Source organism: Candidatus Competibacteraceae bacterium (assembly GCA_016713505.1).
GTDB lineage: Bacteria > Pseudomonadota > Gammaproteobacteria > Competibacterales > Competibacteraceae > Competibacter_A.
In genome coordinates, this window is record JADJPA010000001.1 from 608565 (window position 1) to 627078 (window position 18514).

13 protein-coding genes are annotated in these 18514 nt (G+C 59.4%); 1 reads left to right on the forward strand and 12 read right to left on the reverse strand.

The genetic code is table 11. The features are described from left to right. Nucleotides 1–141: 141 nt before the first annotated feature. The 8 genes from IPK09_02870 to IPK09_02905 all read right to left on the reverse strand — a co-directional run bounded on the left by IPK09_02870 (nt 142) and on the right by IPK09_02905 (nt 9025). The gene (locus IPK09_02870; protein MBK7982557.1) at nt 142–318 is read right to left on the reverse strand and encodes an excalibur calcium-binding domain-containing protein; all 177 of its coding nucleotides are present in this window, start codon (nt 316–318) and stop codon (nt 142–144) included. Nucleotides 319–857: 539 nt separating this feature from the next. Beyond that, on the reverse strand, nt 858–1076 hold the full coding sequence (locus IPK09_02875; protein ID MBK7982558.1) for a hypothetical protein: 219 nt from the start codon (nt 1074–1076) through the stop codon (nt 858–860). Continuing rightward, nucleotides 1073–1516, reverse strand: a complete 444-nt coding sequence (locus tag IPK09_02880) for a PIN domain-containing protein (GenBank protein ID MBK7982559.1) — start codon at nt 1514–1516, stop codon at nt 1073–1075. The genes IPK09_02875 and IPK09_02880 overlap by 4 nt, the downstream gene beginning before the upstream one ends. Before the next feature lie 12 nt (nt 1517–1528). After that, nucleotides 1529–4324, reverse strand: coding sequence for a hypothetical protein (locus IPK09_02885; GenBank protein MBK7982560.1), 2796 nt, complete (start codon nt 4322–4324; stop codon nt 1529–1531). A gap of 9 nt (nt 4325–4333) precedes the next feature. Continuing rightward, a complete protein-coding gene (locus IPK09_02890) occupies nt 4334–4792 on the reverse strand; it encodes a WGR domain-containing protein (GenBank protein ID MBK7982561.1) in 459 nt (152 codons plus the stop codon). Next, the gene (locus IPK09_02895; protein MBK7982562.1) at nt 4785–6089 is read right to left on the reverse strand and encodes an RNA-directed DNA polymerase; all 1305 of its coding nucleotides are present in this window, start codon (nt 6087–6089) and stop codon (nt 4785–4787) included. Before IPK09_02895 ends, IPK09_02890 begins: the two co-directional genes overlap by 8 nt. Nucleotides 6090–6528: 439 nt before the next feature. Continuing rightward, on the reverse strand, nt 6529–7011 hold the full coding sequence (locus IPK09_02900) for a chalcone isomerase family protein (GenBank protein ID MBK7982563.1): 483 nt from the start codon (nt 7009–7011) through the stop codon (nt 6529–6531). A 217-nt stretch (nt 7012–7228) separates the two neighbouring features. Beyond that, a complete protein-coding gene (locus IPK09_02905) occupies nt 7229–9025 on the reverse strand; it encodes a hypothetical protein (protein ID MBK7982564.1) in 1797 nt (598 codons plus the stop codon). Nucleotides 9026–9451: 426 nt separating this feature from the next. Here IPK09_02905 and IPK09_02910 point away from each other — a divergent pair, with 426 nt between their 5' ends. Further along, a complete protein-coding gene (locus tag IPK09_02910; GenBank protein MBK7982565.1) occupies nt 9452–10768 on the forward strand; it encodes an ammonium transporter in 1317 nt (438 codons plus the stop codon). Nucleotides 10769–10780: 12 nt separating this feature from the next. Here the strand turns inward: IPK09_02910 and IPK09_02915 are convergent, their stop codons facing one another. The 4 genes from IPK09_02915 to IPK09_02930 form a co-directional block, all read right to left on the reverse strand. Next, the gene (locus IPK09_02915; GenBank protein MBK7982566.1) at nt 10781–11944 is read right to left on the reverse strand and encodes a putative C-S lyase; all 1164 of its coding nucleotides are present in this window, start codon (nt 11942–11944) and stop codon (nt 10781–10783) included. A gap of 12 nt (nt 11945–11956) precedes the next feature. Next, nucleotides 11957–12997: a serine hydrolase gene (locus IPK09_02920; GenBank protein ID MBK7982567.1), complete on the reverse strand. Its 1041-nt coding sequence runs from the start codon at nt 12995–12997 to the stop codon at nt 11957–11959. Between the two features lie 136 nt (nt 12998–13133). Beyond that, nucleotides 13134–13976 (reverse strand): endonuclease/exonuclease/phosphatase family protein, encoded by an 843-nt coding sequence (locus IPK09_02925; GenBank protein MBK7982568.1) that lies wholly within the window; start codon nt 13974–13976, stop codon nt 13134–13136. A 791-nt stretch (nt 13977–14767) separates the two neighbouring features. Further along, complete coding sequence (locus tag IPK09_02930) at nt 14768–18349, reverse strand: protein kinase (GenBank protein MBK7982569.1); 3582 nt, start codon at nt 18347–18349, stop codon at nt 14768–14770. Between the last annotated feature and the right edge of the window lie 165 nt (nt 18350–18514).

The window sequence follows — 18514 nt, forward strand, 5'->3', positions numbered from 1 at the left end:
GCAAAATAATCTGCTTTTGTTTGTGGCGCTGTTATAGAGATCATAAGATATATCTCAATGGTTTAAAGTAATTGATTGAATATATTCGGCTCAACTAGAAGCCTCTGGTATCAGCAACCTATCTTCTCGTATACCTTATTTTCACCTGCACCATTGCTTTTCACAGGGAATTCCATCGTTATTTCCATCCATTTTTACATTAGGGCAGTTTCTTAAAAAGAAAGTCGCTTCTTCACAAGAAGTCATCTGCGAACAATGGGTTCGACCATCACATTTGAAGTTTGTGGTTGCTACCTTGCCAGAACCCTGCGAAGGCATGACTGTCAAGGCTCCTTCTATGGGTTTTTCCTGTACGCAAACTGTCCCTTCAGGAACATTTCCATAAAAAATTCTGCCATCCTTGGTAATACATTTTATGGTTTTTCTGTAGGCTGAATTTTCGGAGGTCTGCTGTATCAAAACTTCTTCATTTCGTTGCTTGTACCAATAATTCCCATACCAGCCAACGCCTAAGATAATTGCAATTAATATGAGCTTTTTCATGATATAAGTAAGTATCCCTAAATTATCCAGTATTTGTGTTGAACATTTTCAATGAGTTACCAGCTTAGAAGCTGGTAGAACTTCTGGTTAGGTACTTAAAATGAGATTATGATACTTCCCACATGGGGCGCATTTTGGGTGATGGTAGTTCTCGATTTTCCTTAATAAAATATTGGATCACATCCTCGATAACATCACATAGCTCACTATAAAGCTGTGTTAGATTGTCGCCATGAATACCCGAAATCAAATCTGGACACTTGCCAATGTAGGTTTGGTCCTCTTCGCTCCATTCAATCCATTTGTGATATTGATTATTTGGCTTCATTTTCGACTCTTCGGGCCTTGATCTCGGCAATAACACTTTTGACCGACTTTCCTTTAAATAACTGTTCCCGTTCAGCCGTATAGTCACCGCTACCTGCCCGAAATTGATTCAAGAAGCGCAAAGTATCAACAACGCCTAGTTCTTGAATCAAAGCGTTTTTTGCTCGATGAGAAATCTCAGAAAGCGGTTGAAAATTAATATTCATTTTACAATCTCTGGAATTGAGTTAAGCAGGGTTATAACTTTACAATCCAAAATAGAGATAGATTGAACCTTGCGTAATAGTCTGTCATCGCAGGTACAGAAATAATCTGCTTTTGCGGTTGAAGCCAAAGCCAAGTGGAGAGCATCCATTGTTTGCAAACCTTGATCTTCTAAAGCTAATGCTAGCGTCTCAACCTCATCTGTAACTTGCAAATATTCGGATGCAAGCGATAAAACAGCAAATGTTTCCATTCTTCGCGTTTCGTCTGGAATACTCGAAATCTCATAGGTCAATGCTTCAGAACTGAATAGAACTATTTCCTTTGCGCTGACCGCTGCTAATAGCGCGAATAATGCCTCTGTCTCAACCCTAATCCGAGGGTGCGTCTGGTTGTCGAGATGACGTTGTAGACAACAATTATCGAGATAAACTCGTATCACTTCATGATTTCCTCATCCCACCTTCGCCCTCACATTCACCTGTCCCACTGGCAAATCCACCCGAATCGCCGGATGCGTCTTGCGAATCTGCACCAGCGCGGCGACGCAATGCTGCCATTCATTTTTGGCACGGGAATGGCGGAATTCTTCCAACACCGGCGTCGCCAGTTCGGCAAACGCCGCATCGCTCAAGGCCAGCGTCTTGATCGCCTCGATCAAGCGCCGCTTGCCGACGCTGGCGGGCCAGGGTCGATCCGGCGCGGCCTGATTGTTGTCGAGTTCACGCCGTTCCAGCCGACCGGGCGGCAGGCCGAACAATGTCTTACGCAGGAATTGCCGCAATTCGTCCAGCGCCGCTAAAGACTCCGCTGCCGGTTGCGCTACCGTGCTGACCGTTTGCGGAACCGCCGCCGACGGAGGCTGGGGCCGTCGTTGCTCCCACAACAAGCGCACGGTGAACAGCCCAACCTCACGGTGAGGGCTTTCCATCAGCCACGCCAGCCGCGTCGCGCCGCCCAGTCGCTCGTAATGCCGCCGGATCAAGGTCAATGCGGTTTCGCGCACCACCTTATGCCGGCTCTCCGCCAGTTGAAACACCCGCTCCGGCAGCAGCCATTCCAGCGGCAGAACGGGTTCGACCGCCGTATCGCCTAATCGCAACAGACACTCGATAGCGAAGCCGCGCGGTTCGCGGTGCGGGCTGTCAGCCAGTCGATAGAGTAAGGCCAGATCGTTCCAGTGGCGCACTTCCTCGCGGGCGATGGCGACCGCCAGTCGGCGCACGTCGGGCCGCTGGTCGTCGAACAGGGGTCTTATCTGGCTCAACGGATAATCGGCGGCGGTCAGGCCGGGCTGGATGTGGAAAACGCGGGTTTCGGCATCGTTCGGTCCCAGTTGCGGATGGTGCGCTCGCAGATACGCGGCGGCGAAATGGCGTACCGGCTCCGACTGGATCGCCCCGGTGGCTAGTTCCCACAGATGCTCGACGCCGCTACGCTCGCCGCTGGCGAAATTCTGCGGTTTAAGCGCTTGCAGCAGATAGCGGTGGGCGAATTCATGCAGGGTCGGGTCGGCCTGACGGGCCATCGCCAGCAGCCACGGCAAGCCGACCCGACCGGGCGCGACCCGTTGGGTATCGCCCAACAGTTGCAAGGCCAGCGGGCGCAGCGCCGGGCGCATGACCAGCCCTTTCAGCCATTCGACATCCAAATCCTCGCCCTGCCATTTGCCCTGCCGCAGCCAGTTGGAAACCGTGCTGTTCAACTGCGGGTCGAGCAGCGCCTTTTGCACCCAGTCGGTGCCGATCTCGCGGCCCGGATAATCGGCCAGCGCCCGCAAGGCGCGTTGCCGGGCGTTAGAGATGCAGCGCGGATCATCCAGCAGTTGCCGGTAATAGGCGGCGGGCACTTTAACCTTGGCATCCTTGTAGAATTCGAGCAGCGCATCCAGCGCCGTTCCCGACCGCGCGCCGCTGACGGTGAGCGCGACCTCGACGAACTGCTCGGCGCTGATATCGGACGGCTTAAAACCCTGACGCAGTTTGGTTTTCGCCAGCGTGGCGCTGACCGGCAGCGTCAGCAGCTTCAGCAGGCTCGGCAACCCCAGATCGGCGGGCGCGCGCTGTTCCAGCAGGTTGATAGCGAAAGTTTGCACGTCCTGCGCGCCCTTCCGCGCCAGCTTGACCAGTTCGGCCACCGGTAAATCGGCGGCATAGGCGCGGGCGTAGTCGATAGCGTAACGGCGGGCCGGACTGTTGTTGCTGTAAAGCAGTCCCAGCACCATCTCGTGCAGACCGAGCGCTTTCAATTTGGATTGATGGAATTCGGGATTGTCGCGCAGCAGTTTGAGGACAAATTCATCGACGATGGCGAGTTGTTTCGCGCCGATTCGGGATAGCCAAGCCGGTTCGACGTGGCGCAGGGCGTCGCCGAAATCCTGCTCCAGACTGCGGATGGCGAAGGTGCAGACCTGCGCGTTGCGGGCGTCTTCCAACAGGCGCAGCAGCGGCGCGGGGCTGATTTTCCAGGCGTCGTCGAAGGCGCGTTGTTCCAGCTTGTCCGGCAAGCCGTAACGGCCGACGATGCCCTGATCGGTCTGGCCGATCAAGTCTTTATGTCGCCAGATTTGATTGAGAATCCAGCATGGATGCAGCGGTTGCGAATCGGGATAGTGCCGCAGCACCTGCCCGGCGAATACCGGATACAGTTCCGGCAGCGCTTGACCGAGTTGCCGCAGATAACGCCAAGCGCGGCGGCGCATATACAGCCAGGTGCCGCGCGAAATCTCGCGGCTGCCGGTGACCGGTTGCACGTCCAACCGAAAGCACAGCACGCCGAGCATGGCGAGATCGTGCCGCTGTTCGGCCTGTTTGTAGATGCTCTTAAAACCCTGCCAGATGCCCCAGCCGAGGGCTTGGGCCGGAAGTTGCGGGATCAGTTTGAGTAGCAGGGCGCGGGCGGGTTCGTCATCCGCCGTGTACAAATTCAGCAGCAGTTGGCCGAGTTTCAGACGCGGCGGTGGATTGGGCGCGGCCAGCAAAGCGGCCCAGGCTCCGGCCCGTTGCGCCTGCCGCTCCTCGGCGGTTTTGCCGGGTTGGTTTTGCGGGTTCAGGGTGTTGCGCAGGCGCTCCAGCGACCACGCATCCGGCGACAACGGTTGCGGTTGATAATCGTCCGGCGGGTCTTCCGGCTGACCGGCGGGCGGGTCGGGCTGGGCGAGAAACTCCAGCGTCCACGCCACGAATTGCGGATCGCGCCGGGCGGCGGCGTGTTCCAGATCGGCGAACAAAATCGAGCGGTCGTCAGCCATGCGGATCGCCTATTGCGGCCGGTAGCCGTCGGCTTCCAGCGCCGCCCGAATCTGGGCGAACGCGGCTTCGGCGGCTTCGGAATTGGGGTAGTGTTCGACGCTGTGGGTATGCACGGCGTTGCCGTCCACGCTCAGGCGCAGTTCCAGTCGCCGTTCGCCGATGGTCAGCGTCAGGGCGCATTGCGAGGCGGCGGGTGCGGCGGCAGCGGACTCAGTGGCAACGGGGGTAGCGGCGGATGCGTTTGGCCCGCCATCGCCGTCCACGTAGCCTTTTTTATATTTTTCCCGCGCCTGCTTTTGCAGTTCGCCGGCGGCGTCTTCCGGCGATTCGTAACGCTTGCTCTGACTTTGGCCCTGCGTGCCGACCCGGCCGAAGTTGACTTCCAGATTGTTGCCGATGCAGCGCGCGCGCCAGAATTTATTGGATTTATCATCCTGAAAGATCAGGGAAACAGTCCACTCACTCATCCGCGCCTCGCGCCTCCAGTTGTTTGAGTTGCGCCAGAAAGGGCTTGGCCTTTTCCGGGTCGGTCATGTGCAGATAGGCCACCCAGCCGCGCAGTTGCGCCAGACTTTCGCCTTCCTTGCCGGGCTTGCCGTTTAAGCGGTTGTGCAGGGCGGCGCGCAGTTCCCGGATTTTGTTACGCGGGATGCGGGCCGGGCTGCAATCCGGCGGCGCGGCGTTGACCACCAGACCGGTCACGGTCTGACGGCGACCGTGCCGCAGCACGCGGGTTTTATCCGGGTGGGGAATGAAGCCCTCCGCCTTCAAAATCAAATGAACGCCGCGCAGCAGACGGCCCAGCGGCGGTGGTTCGAGCGCGTGCCAGGAAAAGGTCAGATCGTCGGCGTAGCGGGTGTAGCGAAAGCCCAGTTTTTGGGTGAGGCCGGACAGACGGCAATCAAGGCGCAGGCAGACGGTGTTGCTGAGCGCCGGGCTGGTCGGCGCGCCTTGCGGCAGGGCGCGCGGACCGCTGGCGACGTGATACGGTTTCCCCTCCAGTTCCAGCAGTTCGCGCGGCGCTTCGGTACAGAGCAACGCCAGCACGGTGGCGACCTGCTCGCCGTAACCGCCTTTGCGAAACAGCCCCTTGACCCGCCGCCAAGTGACGGTCGGGTAGAAATGGCGGATGTCGAATTTGATGATCTGCCGCGCCCCGGCGTGAACGGCGGCGTTGCTGTAGACGCTGCGTCCCGGCAAAAAGCCGTGGGCCGCGCCGTGCACCGGCAGCCGCTCGGCGATCTGGCGCAGAATCCAACGCTGGGTTTTCTTCAGGGTCGGCTTGGGCGAACTGATCAGCCGCTGGCCGCCGTCGCGCTTGGGGATCGTCCAATACTGGTAATGGCTGCCGGTATCGACTTCACGCTGAAACGCCAGCCAGCGCAGTTGCGGCATGGTGAGTTCCAGCGCCTTGGCCAAGGCTTTGGCGTCCTTAATTTCCGGCAGGCCGTTGGTTTCGCGGCGGGTTTCGGGATCAGGCAGGTCGTAGCGGTCTTGGTCGGGCGTGTCGTGGTGGAATACGTCCGCGCCGAGATGCACCAGATGCGCCTGGCGATACGCCGCCCATGCCTGCTGGCGCAACCGCTTGCGGACGCGGCGTTCTTCCTCGCGGCGGGCTTTGAACTGATGCAGGGCCGCGCCGGACAGTTTGGCGGGATCGGCGGCTTCGTCCAGCAAACCGCGCTGCCGCAACTGGGCGACGACCCAGCGTTCGATATCGCCGACTTGGGCGATGTTGTCCCAGGTGGGGGGTGTTTCGCTCATGCCGTATGCAGACCGAGCGTAATGAGGACTGGAGCGTGAGGACGTAAAACCGCTACTTCTCACAAGGGACACGGTAGGCTCACCGGCCCGCCGACCGTAGACGTGCCGGTAGCATGGCGGAAACCGCGGTGGCGTGGTTGGCCCAGCTCCGCCGTGCTACCGGCACGTCTACGGTCGAAGCGGGCCAAGAACAGCCTACCTTGTGGCGTGTGTGGCGTTGGAATTCCAAGGCGGCGCAACGCCGCCCATAAGGCTAAAGGTGGAACGCCTCACGCTCCAGTCTTCATTACGCTACGGACTTTTCGCTCCCTTGTCAAAGTGGTTGTGAATGGAAGGCGTGATATTTGAATTTAAAAAATGATTCCAATGGCAGTTGGTCTATATTAGCCTGCTTTATATGATTTATTTTTAATAATCAATTAATTGTAATTAAGTTACGCTATTTTGCCACGCCGGCCAGCAGATTTCGCTTTAGATCGGCGTCGACCGGACGCCGGCCGAGCCAGATTGCGAGCACGGCCTCATTAAAGCCCGAGGCTTGGATCGGCTTGCCCTTGAGTTGGTCGGCGATATAGAAATGGGTTCCGCGATCTGGCAACAAATCGATGCGGAAGGTCTGACCCTCTCTAATGTCCGGTTCGGTTTTGAAAATCTTAACGATTTCTCCGATGTAAGGCAGATAAAAGGCTTCCTGACCGACCGGAAGATTTTTACGCATACCATTCAATAACGCGGTTCCGAGCATACCTCCGACTAACCGACGCTTCGCCACGAAGCGCAGTTGCTTCGGGCCGGGTAGGGCGATGGCTTGCCTGGCATCGGTGGTCGCACTACTGAGATAGAGCGCCATTTCATAAATTTCCATGCCGAAGCGTTTGCGAACGCCCTCGCCGTTGCGGGCTAGTTGAACGTTGTCCAGCATGACGCTATCGGGAAAAGAGAAATTTTTCTTTGCTTGAGATTCCGCAACCTTGCGCTTGCCAAATAAGAACTCGAACACTGAGTCATTCCTCGCTTTATTGAAATCACAACTCCCTCATCCAAAGGAAACCTTGATATGCGCGGCACACGTTGATTTTGGGAAAAATAAGGTCTTGAAAATGTATTGAACTCCTAAAAATAACGAACTCCTCAACTCATCAGGCCAGACTGGCATCAATAAACCCCTGTTTCGCCAGACCGTCGAGTCGAGCGAAATAGGCATCGCGGGCTTCCTCGGCGCGATTGAACAACAATCGCTGCTGGCGCAAGGCTTGAGGGTCGTTGCCCCAGCGCAGCACGATTTGCCGCTCGTCCAGCGAAATCCGATAGCTCAGCACGTGCTCGCCCTGGCGGCGGGTCAGGGTCCGCGTCTCGGCCCGAATCAACTTGCGGCCTTCCGGCGTTTCCCGCGCCTGTTCCAGCGCCGCCTGCTCGCGGGCGTAGCGCAGGCGTAGCGCGATCATGTGCGGGCAGGGGCCTTGCTTCAAACCGGCGCGGCGGAAGTCGTGGCAGGTGCAACTGGCCTTGACCGTGCGGCCTTCCCGATCCAAGGTGAACGAGGTTTGGTACTGACGGTGCGCCTGCCGGTCTTGCACCTCGCCGTCAATCGCGGTGCCGTCCAGACCGAGATCGTGGATGCGGGTCAGTTGCACTTGTTCGGCGACCGCCAACAGCCGATGCGCCTGTTCCTCGCGGGCGTCGCGGTAGCGCAACCGCTCCACATCCAACGGCTGCGCGGTCAGCGGCCGATGCTGGAACACTCCCGTGCCGATGTCGTGAACGACCGCACCTTTCAGCAATTCGCCCAAGAGTGCTTGGCGGACGGTCTGGCGCGGTTGGCGCAAGGTCTCGCTCAAGGCATCCAGCGTTTGCGGCTGTTCCGCCAATTGTTTGACCAAACGCTTGCCCAGCACCTCGTCGGTGCCGCCGGGCGCGAACAAATCGAAGGTGGCGATGCCCGCCCAGCCGCTGTCGGTCCAGCCGCTCAAGGCCAGCGTCAAGGTGGCGGCTCCCAAATCCAGCACGTAGAACGCAGGCAAGCCCGCGCCCAGCAAATGGACGGTTATCCCCTGGGTATGCGGCAGCAGGCGACCGAGCAGGCTCAACCGTTGCCGGCCCCAGGTGCGCACCACCTGCGGAACGCTGCCCTGATACGGTTGGCCGCGGGCCGGCAAGACGTGTTCCCAGGGTTCCAACACCAAGCGGGGCGCTTGGCCGGGCGCCAGTTCGTAACGCAAGGCGCGCGGCGCGGTCTTGGCCTTGCGCAGCCGCAAGCTGAGCAACACGTTATAGAGATCGACTGGCGTGAGCCGCACCCGCTCGGCGGGCAGAGTCGAGGCCGCCTGCACCTGTCCGAACGCCCTCAGCCAACGATACGGTACTCGCACGGCTTTGGCCTCACCGCTGGCTGAAGGCCGACCGTGCAAGGTCAGCGGTCGATAGGAGCGCACGCGCGCCAGCGTTTCGAGCAACGGCGGCGTAAAGCGCAGATGCGAAGTCCCCGCCGCGAACGATTCCGCCTGATAGGCGCGTCCGGCTTTGAGGTGGAGGGTGGCGTAAGTGGATTCATCGCGGGAAAAAACTTCGACGCTGATTCCGTCGGTGCTGACGTTAAACAGCGGATCGAGCGGCGCTTCCTGCTGGGTGGCCTCGCCGTGCTTGGCGGCGAGAAAGGCTTTTTGCGCGTCCCACACCGCCTGATTCGCCCGTTTGCCCTGCTTGAGCAGATAGGCCAGATAATCCGCCCGATCTTGCGCTTGATGGCGTAGGTCGCTGCGCAATACCTCGCCCAAGACCAGCAGGCCGTCGCGGACTAAATCCGGCCGTTGGATCGTCGCCTTGATTTCGGCGTCGGGCCGCGCGCCGTCCAGCGGTAAATCCAGCAGACACGTTTCGCTGTCGTTGGCGGGGGCGATGAATTCGCGGTAGAGGTAAGTAACTTCGGCGTTAGCCATGGTTCGGCGGAGCTTATCGCAAGGGGTTTGTTTGAATTGAAGTTTCACCGTGCTAGGGCAGCAGCGGTATCCTGTGAAAAATTATAGTACAACGATCACAAAAGGCTATCGCAGCAGTGCTGAATTGCTGCGTGAGTGATAGCCCGCAAAACGCGTTGCGCGCTCGGCCATGCGGCTCGTCCCTTTATCTTTGGAAATGACCGCATTGCACGATGATGGTGCTTGCGATTTCTTGATGCACTTGATTGGTGCAAAAACTTCGAGTCTGTGAGATTTATTATAATTTATAATACTGATTCATAAATTCTTTTTTGGTCGGCGCGAAAATTGCTCTTTCGCCCCGACTTAATCCGGGATCAGCCCGATTTCGACCCCGATTGGGGCAACTCCTCTCAGACCGCGCCAAACGAAAAGAGCTATTGAATCATGAGTCAGATCAATCTCCGGCTGCCGCTCCAGCTTGTATTGATGTTATCGGCCGTTTTGGTCCCCGCGGCGTCCTGGGCGCAAGCCGCCACCGCACCCAATCCGGGTAACACGGCCTGGATTCTCACTTCCACGGCCTTGGTGCTGTTCATGACTTTGCCGGGCTTGTCCTTATTCTACGGCGGGCTGGTGCGCACCAAGAACGTGTTGTCCGTGCTCATGCAATGTTTCGCCATCACCTGTCTGGTTTCGCTGCTGTGGTTTAGCTACGCCTACAGCTTGGCGTTTGGAACCGGCAACGACTTGATCGGTGATTTCGGCAAGCTGTTCATGATGGGTGTCGAGGAAAACTCCTTGACCGGCGATATCCCGGAAACGGTGTTTGCCATGTTCCAACTGACTTTCGCCATCATCACCCCGGCGTTGGTGGTCGGCGCGTTCGCGGAGCGGATGAAGTTCTCCGCCATGTTGCTGTTCAGCGGCTTGTGGCTGACGCTGGTGTATGCGCCGGTGGCGCATTGGGTATGGGGCGGAGGCTGGTTGAGCAAGCTGGGGGTACTGGATTTCGCCGGCGGCATCGTAGTCCACATCACCGCCGGCGTGGCCGCGCTCGTTGCGGCTTTGGTGCTGGGCGGACGTCACGGTTTTCCGACCACGGCCATGCTGCCTCACAATATGACGATGGCGGTGACCGGCGCGGGGATGTTGTGGGTGGGTTGGTTCGGTTTCAATGCCGGCAGCGCGCTGGCGGCCAACGGCAACGCCGGCATGGCGCTGCTGGCGACGCACCTTTCCGCCGCCGCCGGGGCTTTCGCCTGGATGACGATGGAATGGCTGAAGTTCGGCAAACCCAGCGCGCTCGGTATCGTGACCGGCATGGTGGCCGGCCTTGGCACCATCACCCCGGCCTCGGGCTATGTCGGACCGGCGGGTGGCGTGATCATCGGTACGGTGGCCGGTATCGTCTGTTTCCACGCCACCCAATACGTCAAGCGCATCCTCAAGATCGACGATTCCCTGGACGTGTTTCCGGTGCATGGCGTGGGTGGGATGCTGGGGACGCTGGCCGCCGGCGTGTTCGCATCCACCGATCTCGGTTTGTTCAAAGGCCAGGGCTTTGGCGCGGGCATTACCAGCATGGGGCAGCAGCTTGGCGTCCAGCTCATTGCCGTCATTGTGGCCGTCGTCTATACGGCGGCTATAACCTACGGCGTGCTCAAGCTGGTGCAGCGTCTGGTCGGGCTGCGGGTAGGGCGGGAAGAGGAAATCGGCGGACTGGATATCGCGCTGCACGAGGAGCGCGGCTACGATCTATAAGGAATTGGCAATTTAGGAATTTTTGGCGAGCGCCGCCCGCATTCGCTCCAGCCCTTCGGCGAGCGTGGCGCGCGGACAGCCGAAGTTCAGCCGCACGAAGCCTTTGCCGTCCGGCCCGAAGGTGGCCCCGTCGTTCAACGCTACGCCCGCGTGCTTGAGGAAAAACTGCTGCGGATTGCCGGAAAGCCTCGCTTCCCGACAATCCAGCCAGATCAAATAAGTCGCTTCCGGGACGGTGGCGCGGACGCCGGGTAGATGTCGGGCCACATAATCCACCACGTAATCCCGGTTGGCGGTCAGGTAAACCAGCAGCTCCCGCAGCCAGTCGCCGCCATGCCGGTAAGCGGCCAGCGCGGCGCTCAAGGACAGAATATTCGCGTCCGGCACGATGCCGCGCATCGCCCGTTTGAACTGCTGTCGCAATTCGGGGTTTTGAATGATCGCGAAACTAGCCCCGAGGCCGGCGATGTTGAAGGTCTTGCTGGGGGCCATCAGAGTGATGCAGCGCTGGGCAATCTCCGGCGACAGGGTTGCAAAGGGAACGTGTTTTCGACCGTCCAGCAGCAAATCGCAATGAATCTCGTCCGAACACACAGTCAGATCGTGCCGATTGCAGAGATCCGCCAAGCGTGTTAGCTCCGCTACACCGAACGCCCGCCCGACCGGATTGTGGGGGTGACAGAGCATGAACAACCGAGTGCGGGGCGTGAGGGCCGCGGGGAAAGTGACATCCTTGGAGGTGTAATAAAGTCGTCCGGCGCGGGTTTCGGCGTTCAGTGGGGCGGTGAGCAGGTGCCGGCCTTGATGTTCCGGCGCGCTCAAAAACGGTGGATAGACTGGCGTCTGTACCAACACGGCGTCGCCCGGCGCGCCGATTGCCCGGCAGACCACATTCAACCCGCAGACCAATCCCGGTAGATAAACGATCTGCTCCGGGGTCACCGTCCAATGGTAAAGATCGGCCAGCCGCGCCTGGATGGCCTCCGTCAGCTCCTCCGGCGGCGCGCCGTAGCCGAGCACGCCGTGCGCCACCCGCTCGCGCAAGGCCGCCAGCACCGGCTCCGGCGAAACGAAATCCATGTCCGCCACCCACAGTGGCAACGCCTCGCCGTAACGCTGCCATTTAAGGCTGTCGGTGTTGCGGCGGCTAGGTAATCGATCGAAGTCGTAGCTCATGCCGTTGCTTCGTCAAACCAGGTCGTGCATCTGCTGCATGTGGGTGTAGACAAGACTGGATACCTCTCGAATGATGTTGCCGCGCGCATTTTTCCAACTCGTGTAGTTGCTGGCCGGTCGGGCTTTTTCGATGATGCCGATAAAGGTATAGGGATAGCGGCGGCCATCGCGACCTTGCGCGACCAAGATCCCCATGTCGCCGCACAACCGAGCGGTGGTGCCGGTCTTGTCGAACACCCACGTTCCCCGCGAGACCGCGGTCGCGCCGGTGTAGATACGGTCGCGATTGGGCAAGCTCATCAACCGTTTGAGTTCCGCCGAATAGGGGAGCTGGTTGTACCAGAGCGCTTGGAGAAACCGGCTGTAGTCCAAGGCTGACGCTCTGTTTCGATAAGAGCGTCCTCCTCTGGGGATATTTTCGAGAACTTGGGTGTGGCGGAAAAGTCCGGGATGGCGCAGTTTGAGCGTGTGCTCCACTTCGGCCGGTCCAGAACGGCCGCTGGTACGATTGAGCAACTCGATAAAATAGTTGGTCGCGTGATTGTTGCTGTATTGAATCATCGCTTCCATCCGGTGGCGCTGGAAGGGGCTGTATTCAAGCTCGCCATCTTGCACCTTGTAAAAAAAGGCCAGTGCGACGAAGGGCTTGATCATGCTGGCGCTCTGATAGGCCATGTCGGCGTTGAGCGTGGCTAGATAGCGGTTGGTCGTGAAGTCTTGCACCAGCCAGGCGCTGCTCTCGTTGGCCGCCAACCGTCCGGCCTGACGTTGCAGGGTGATATAGCGTTGGATGGTCGGGTTGAGGCCGCTGGGGATCGGGGTTGTGGGGTATGGGTCATCAAGCGGGCGCGCGGGCTCGCTCTTGCGATTCTGCCAGCCGGGGTAGGTGTTATAGCCCGGCGGACGGTTGTATCCTCTCGAATAATCATATTCCGGCGGGCGGTTATACCGGTTCGGATCATCGGGCGGCGCTCCACTGTTCCATTGGGCCGCCGCGTCCCGTGGCAGGCTGCCAAAAACGGCCGTTGCGGACAGGGCGCCCAGCCCCGCCAAAAAGGTTCGCCTGGATGGATCGGGTGGTGACTCGACCGCAACAGGTTCAGCAGCGGACTGAGGGATTGGCGTCAACGGCATGGCGTAACCTCGGATCGACGGAGGATAAGGGGTAAGGAGTGGCGGTCAGTGGAAATTATGACCCGACGACCTGGAAATCGACAATGACCGGATAGTGGTCGGAGCCGAGAGCGGGTCCGGTTTGGCGTTGCCGGATGCTGATTCCGGTCGAGAACAAAGCGTGATCGATGGGAATCCACAGCGGTGGCCAGCCGACCGGCCAGGTTGGAAAAAGGCCGCGCCCATCCCTGCTGTCGCGCAATCCTGAACCCGCGAGCAAGCGCTCGAAATAAGGTGACCAGGGGGTGAGGTTCAAATCGCCCAGCAGCAACAAGGGGTGTGGTGTTTGTCGAGCAAATTCGGCCAGTTTCAGCAATTGTTCGTTGCGGCTCCACGCTCGAATAGCACCGATGGGGGGCAGCGGATGAGTGCCCACGATCACCAAGCGATGCCGGTCGATTTCGAACTCGGCGGCAATCGAAGGCAGCCCCGCCGGGCCGAAGCCAACGACGTTGGCTTGCAGGAACGGACGTCGGCTCAGCAGCGCGATCCCGAAATTGTCCTCGCGCGGTGCGGCGGTGTGATAAGGGTAACGGTCGGCCAGATCGGTCAAACGGCTCATCAGCCAAGGGGTAACTTCCAACAGCACCACGAAATCGGGGTTCCAGTCGATGAGGGTGTCGTGAATGCGTTGATAATCGCGGTTGGCCGAATTGACGTTGGCCAGCAATGCCCGTAACAGGGTCTTGTCATGGATGGCCGGTGTTTCGGCTGGTTTGGTAAAGCTCGGCGCGCCCAGCGTTGCGTTAAGCAGCGCGATCACCGCGAAGCCCGCCGCCCAGCCCCTGCGGCGTCCGGCCAACAACAGCAAAGCACAGCAGACGAGCACGACGACATACTGGACTCGAAAATGGGTCACCAGCTCGAAACCCCACCAGAATCGACCCAGCAAACCAATCAGGGTGACTAGGCAAGTCAGTACACCAATCGAAATGGTAAAAACCCTAAAATTGATACTTTTTATTGACATCATTTTCAAATTATTTTAAGTTGGCTTCCGCTGGAGTAGCGCTGCTCGTTCGTACGGCTAGAAATCTTGCAAGGACCGCAGTGAAGCCATCTAGGGGAAAACCTTTATAGCACTCACAAATCTCCTTATTTACTCTAAGGCTCCAAACTTTAATATGAACCTTCTAGGATCGGTTTAACAAGCTGTAATAATATGGAAAAAATTAACAAATTTACCGTTCGACATTTAGGGAGGCAGAACGGCGCGGGCGCTGACCACCAAGCGAGGAAAACGATAATGAAAGGCGAAATCACCCGGCCAGTAAAGGCCAGGCGTGTGGGTAGCGAAGGATTGGTGCCGGTTGATAAATACACATGCCCTTATCGAGGTTCAATTCAGTGTGTAAATTCGAGTGGAGGTAAGTACTGTAGTGGCTACGGTGGCGATACGCCCATCAAGGGTACTCAGCTTTACTCGGTGCGGTGTTTGGAAGAACACAACGCTGATTTCGTACCCGGTCATTGGTTGAAAACCCCAGCGCATGTCGCGCTCCATCCCTCTTGTTAACGTGATTGGGCTCCTCTGGAGCGAGCGACCAAACGTTGAACGGCGGTGGGCTAGACCCGCCGTTCAACGGGTCTCGGACTCAACAAACACGAAGTCGATGTGAGGTAGGCGTTTCGGCGCACCCGCTCGGTCAATTACCGTTCCACCACGATCCGCACTTTCTGATCGTTGCGCCACTCCCCAACAAGCCGCTTGCCATCTTCGTAAAGTACACCCTGACCGTCCTTGCGGCCGTTTTGCCATTCTCCTTCGTAGCGGTCGCCATTTCGGTAATAATAGACGCCTTGACCGTTGGGTTGATCGTTTTCGAACTCACCGACGTATTTTTCCCCTCCCGCATAGAAATACGTCCCTTGGCCATTCTTGCGGCCGTTGCGCCAGTCGCCTTGATAGCGGTTGCCGGTGCGGTAATAGTAGGTGCCTTGGCCGTTGATGACGCCGTTACGCCACTCGCCCACATATTTTTCGCCCCGGCCGGCATAGGTATAAGTCCCTTGACCGTGCATCTTGGCGTTGCGAAATTCTCCTGAATACTCGCTGCCGTCCGGATGGTGGTAGGTGCCCTGGCCGTTCTGGCAGTTGCCGCGCAGGCAGCTTGAACCTTGAGCGGCTTTGGTGGCTGGTTCTCGGGCAGAGGTAGGAGCCGGAGTCGGAGCCGGAGCCGGGTTTCGAGTGACGGCCGGTTTTTCGAGGTCATCGGTTTCCGGCTCGGATTCCGGTTCCGGTTGTGGTTTCGGTTCCGCCGTCCGCTGTCGTGCGGTGGCCGGCGCGGTAACCGCCGCCAACTTTTTGGGTAAAGCGGCGGATAAGGTGCTGTCATCGCCCGCCGCCAAGTCGACCTTGCCGTTCCAGTCCTGGTAGCCTTCCAGGCTGACTCGCACCTTGTAGGAGCCGGGTTTGACTTCCACTTCCACGGGAGTCGTGCCGATGTTGCGGCCGTTGACCGTGACTTGCGCGTCTTCGACATCGGCCCGAACCGCCAATCGAGCGGGTGGCGCCGGCTGCTTTTTGAGCTGATTGAGTTTGGCGCGAGCGGCCGACGCTTGACGGGTTTTAGGATAAGCCGTCAGAAACCGTTCGAGTTCGGCGGGGTCGCTGCTATCCTTGACGGCGGCCCAGGCTTGAGCGGCGGTGGTCGGTTTCTGGGCAGAATCCGGGGTCGCGGACGGCTGGTCGCTCAGGGTGCCTTGCGGAGAGACGGTCACCAGCATACTGACTTCTTGGTCCGTTTCCGTTCTGGAGATTCGAGTGTGGCGGTCTTGCGCGATGATTTGCGTGTCGGGGGCTTTGGTCGGTGGTTGCGTCGCCGGTGACGCGGGCGAGACCAGCTCGATCGGCGGCATTTCCGGTTTCGGCGCGCGTTCGGACGGTGCGTTCGGACGACGCGTTGAGGGAGGCTGAGGCAAGGCAGGTTGATCGACGGGCTTGGCCGGAGACGTTAGGGTGGGTGTCAGCGAGACCAGTTCGATCGGTGACGTCGCCGGGTCGCGCGCTCGGTTCGAGGGTCCAGGCGGCGGTTCGGGAGAGGCGACCGGGGCGGGAGAAACGGGTTTTTCCGCTGCCGGGGGCGGTTCCGAGGCCACGCTTGGGGTGGGGTTAAGGGATTGTTCCAGAAGCGGCGGCGCTGCCGGTTTGGCGGTGATGTTGGCTTGATCCAGCCGTTCGCGCAAGTCGGGCAAGCGAGCATCAGCCGGGTTCAATTCCGCCAGCTTGTCGAGCGCCGCCCGCGTGGCCTTATTATTTTTCCGCCGCAACGCGGCGTCCGCTTCGTCGGCGTAGCGGTCGGCGACGCGGGTGAGACCGGCCGATGCCTCGCCGTTGCCCTCATCGAGCCTGAGCGCTTCGTGGTAGCAGTCGGCGGCGTTGCCACCCCGACCTGAAGTCAGCCGGTTGGCCTTGAGGTGAGCGGCGCACTTTTTGAGCAGCGTCGCCAGTCGGGTGGCGTCATTCGGGGGAGGGGTGACGACCGGCGCGGGCGGCGGGGCCTCCTTGGCTTCGCGTAATTGGCGGCGAACCTCGTCGCGCAATGCCAGCAGCCGAGAATGATCGGGAGCTTGTTGTAAGCCTTGCTCGATTTGCGCCAGGCTGGCTTCGTAGGCGTGATCGCGCTGTTGGCCGAGCGCCCGCCTGAGGAACTCATCGGCTTTGCGCCGGCGTTGTTCGTTTTCGGCGCGCAAGCGTTCGGCCTCGGCTCTTTGGCGCTCGACTTCCGCTCTCTGCCGCTCGATTTCCGTTCTCTGCCGTTCGGCTTCGACTTTCAACCGTTCGGCCTCGGCTTTTTGCCGTTGCTCGGCGGCTTCCATTTGCAAGCGCGCGGTTTTCTCCTGGCGCTGGCGTTCGGCCTGTTGGACCAGAATGGCTTTTTTCAGGGTCAGCAGCGCCGCGTGGTCGGGCATGGCTTGCAGCCCCTGCTCGATGTGCACCAAACTCACGTCCAGCGCGCCTTCCTGGCGAGCCTGTTGGGCCCGTTCCAGGAATTGCTCGGCTTGTAACACGGCTTGCCGCTGTTGGTCCCTGGCCTGCCGGTTCCGTTCTTCCTCGCCGATTTGGCCGTTGACCCGCTCGCGTAGCGCCAACAGGCCGGCATGATCGGGCGCGAGCCGCAAGCCTTGCTCGATTCGGGCCAGGCTATCGCCCAGCGCGCCGGCCCGCTGTTGCTCGCTGGCTTGCGCGAGTAGCTGATCGGCTTCGGTCCGCCGTTGCGTGGCGGGATCGCCGGCCGGCGTCTTTTCAGCGACAGGCGGCGCAAGGGTCACCGAGGGCTCGGTCGGCTGGTTCAGAATCAGGTAACCGCCCGCGAGCACCGCGCCGGCCAAGGCTATGGCCGCCAAGGGCAGGCCGATTTTCCAGCCGGGGCCGTGTCTTGAGGCGGTATCCGGTTTTATCAACGGCACCAGCGTTTCTTGAGATCCCGTCCAACTGTTGGCGGGGGATTCGATGGCATCCAGCGCGGCGATGATGTCGTTGCCGTTTTGCAAGCGTTGGGCGGGCTCTTTTTCCAGGAGCTTGTTCAATAAGGGTTGAAAGCGCGCCAGGTCGGCCAGCAGTTCCGGGACGGGCGCGGTGACGTGCATCATCGCCAGCGCGAAGCTGTCCTCGGCCGTGTAAGGCACGTTGCCGGTGAGCATTTCATGGAACAGCACGCCCAGGCTGTAGAGATCGGCGCGGGCGTCCACGGTCTGACCGCGAATCTGCTCCGGGCTCATATAACGGGGCGTGCCGATGGACAGTCCGGTGCGGGTCATGACGGTGCTGCCGCCGAGCGTCTTGGCGATGCCGAAGTCGGTCAGCACCGGGCTGCCGTTTTCGCGAAACAGGATGTTTTGAGGCTTGATGTCGCGGTGGATGATGTTGCGGCCGTGCGCGTACTGGAGGGCGCTGGCGATGGCGCGGGTGATCGACAGGGCGTCTTTCAACGCCAAGCCGTCGCGGATGCGCTGTTGCAGCGTGCCGCCCGGCAGATACTCCATCGACAGATAATAAATGTTGTCGTGCGAGCCGATGTCGTAAACGGTGATGATGTGGGCGTCGTTCAGTTGCGCGATGATGCGCCCCTCCCGCAGGAACCGGTGAGCGAATTCTTCATCGGTGGTCAGGATGGGCTTGATGATTTTCAGCGCGACATGGCGGTTCAGGGATTCCTGAATGGCGAGGTAAACGATCGCCATGCCGCCCTGGCCCAATTCGCGCTCGATTTGATAGCCTGGAATGCGCATGTTCAAATCCTTTCCTGGCCGGTGCCGCGTTCCAGCGGTCGATATGCAGCCATAGGGTTTCGCCGTTGCAACAAGCCGTTTTTCACCCGTTCTTTAATGAACGTGCGAGCGAGTGTCCGTAGCGTTGGGTTGACGCGGTATGATAGGGCTGAACGGGAAGAAATT

Coding starts and splice junctions, on each gene's coding strand:
- IPK09_02870 (MBK7982557.1), bottom strand. CDS start 318: ATGCCTTCGCAGGGTTCTGGCAAGGTAGCAACCACAAACTTCAAATGT.
- IPK09_02915 (MBK7982566.1), bottom strand. CDS start 11,944: ATGAGCTACGACTTCGATCGATTACCTAGCCGCCGCAACACCGACAGC.
- IPK09_02910 (MBK7982565.1), top strand. CDS start 9,452: ATGAGTCAGATCAATCTCCGGCTGCCGCTCCAGCTTGTATTGATGTTA.
- IPK09_02905 (MBK7982564.1), bottom strand. CDS start 9,025: ATGGCTAACGCCGAAGTTACTTACCTCTACCGCGAATTCATCGCCCCC.
- IPK09_02930 (MBK7982569.1), bottom strand. CDS start 18,349: ATGCGCATTCCAGGCTATCAAATCGAGCGCGAATTGGGCCAGGGCGGC.
- IPK09_02875 (MBK7982558.1), bottom strand. CDS start 1,076: ATGAATATTAATTTTCAACCGCTTTCTGAGATTTCTCATCGAGCAAAA.
- IPK09_02885 (MBK7982560.1), bottom strand. CDS start 4,324: ATGGCTGACGACCGCTCGATTTTGTTCGCCGATCTGGAACACGCCGCC.
- IPK09_02895 (MBK7982562.1), bottom strand. CDS start 6,089: ATGAGCGAAACACCCCCCACCTGGGACAACATCGCCCAAGTCGGCGAT.
- IPK09_02900 (MBK7982563.1), bottom strand. CDS start 7,011: ATGCTGGACAACGTTCAACTAGCCCGCAACGGCGAGGGCGTTCGCAAA.
- IPK09_02890 (MBK7982561.1), bottom strand. CDS start 4,792: ATGAGTGAGTGGACTGTTTCCCTGATCTTTCAGGATGATAAATCCAAT.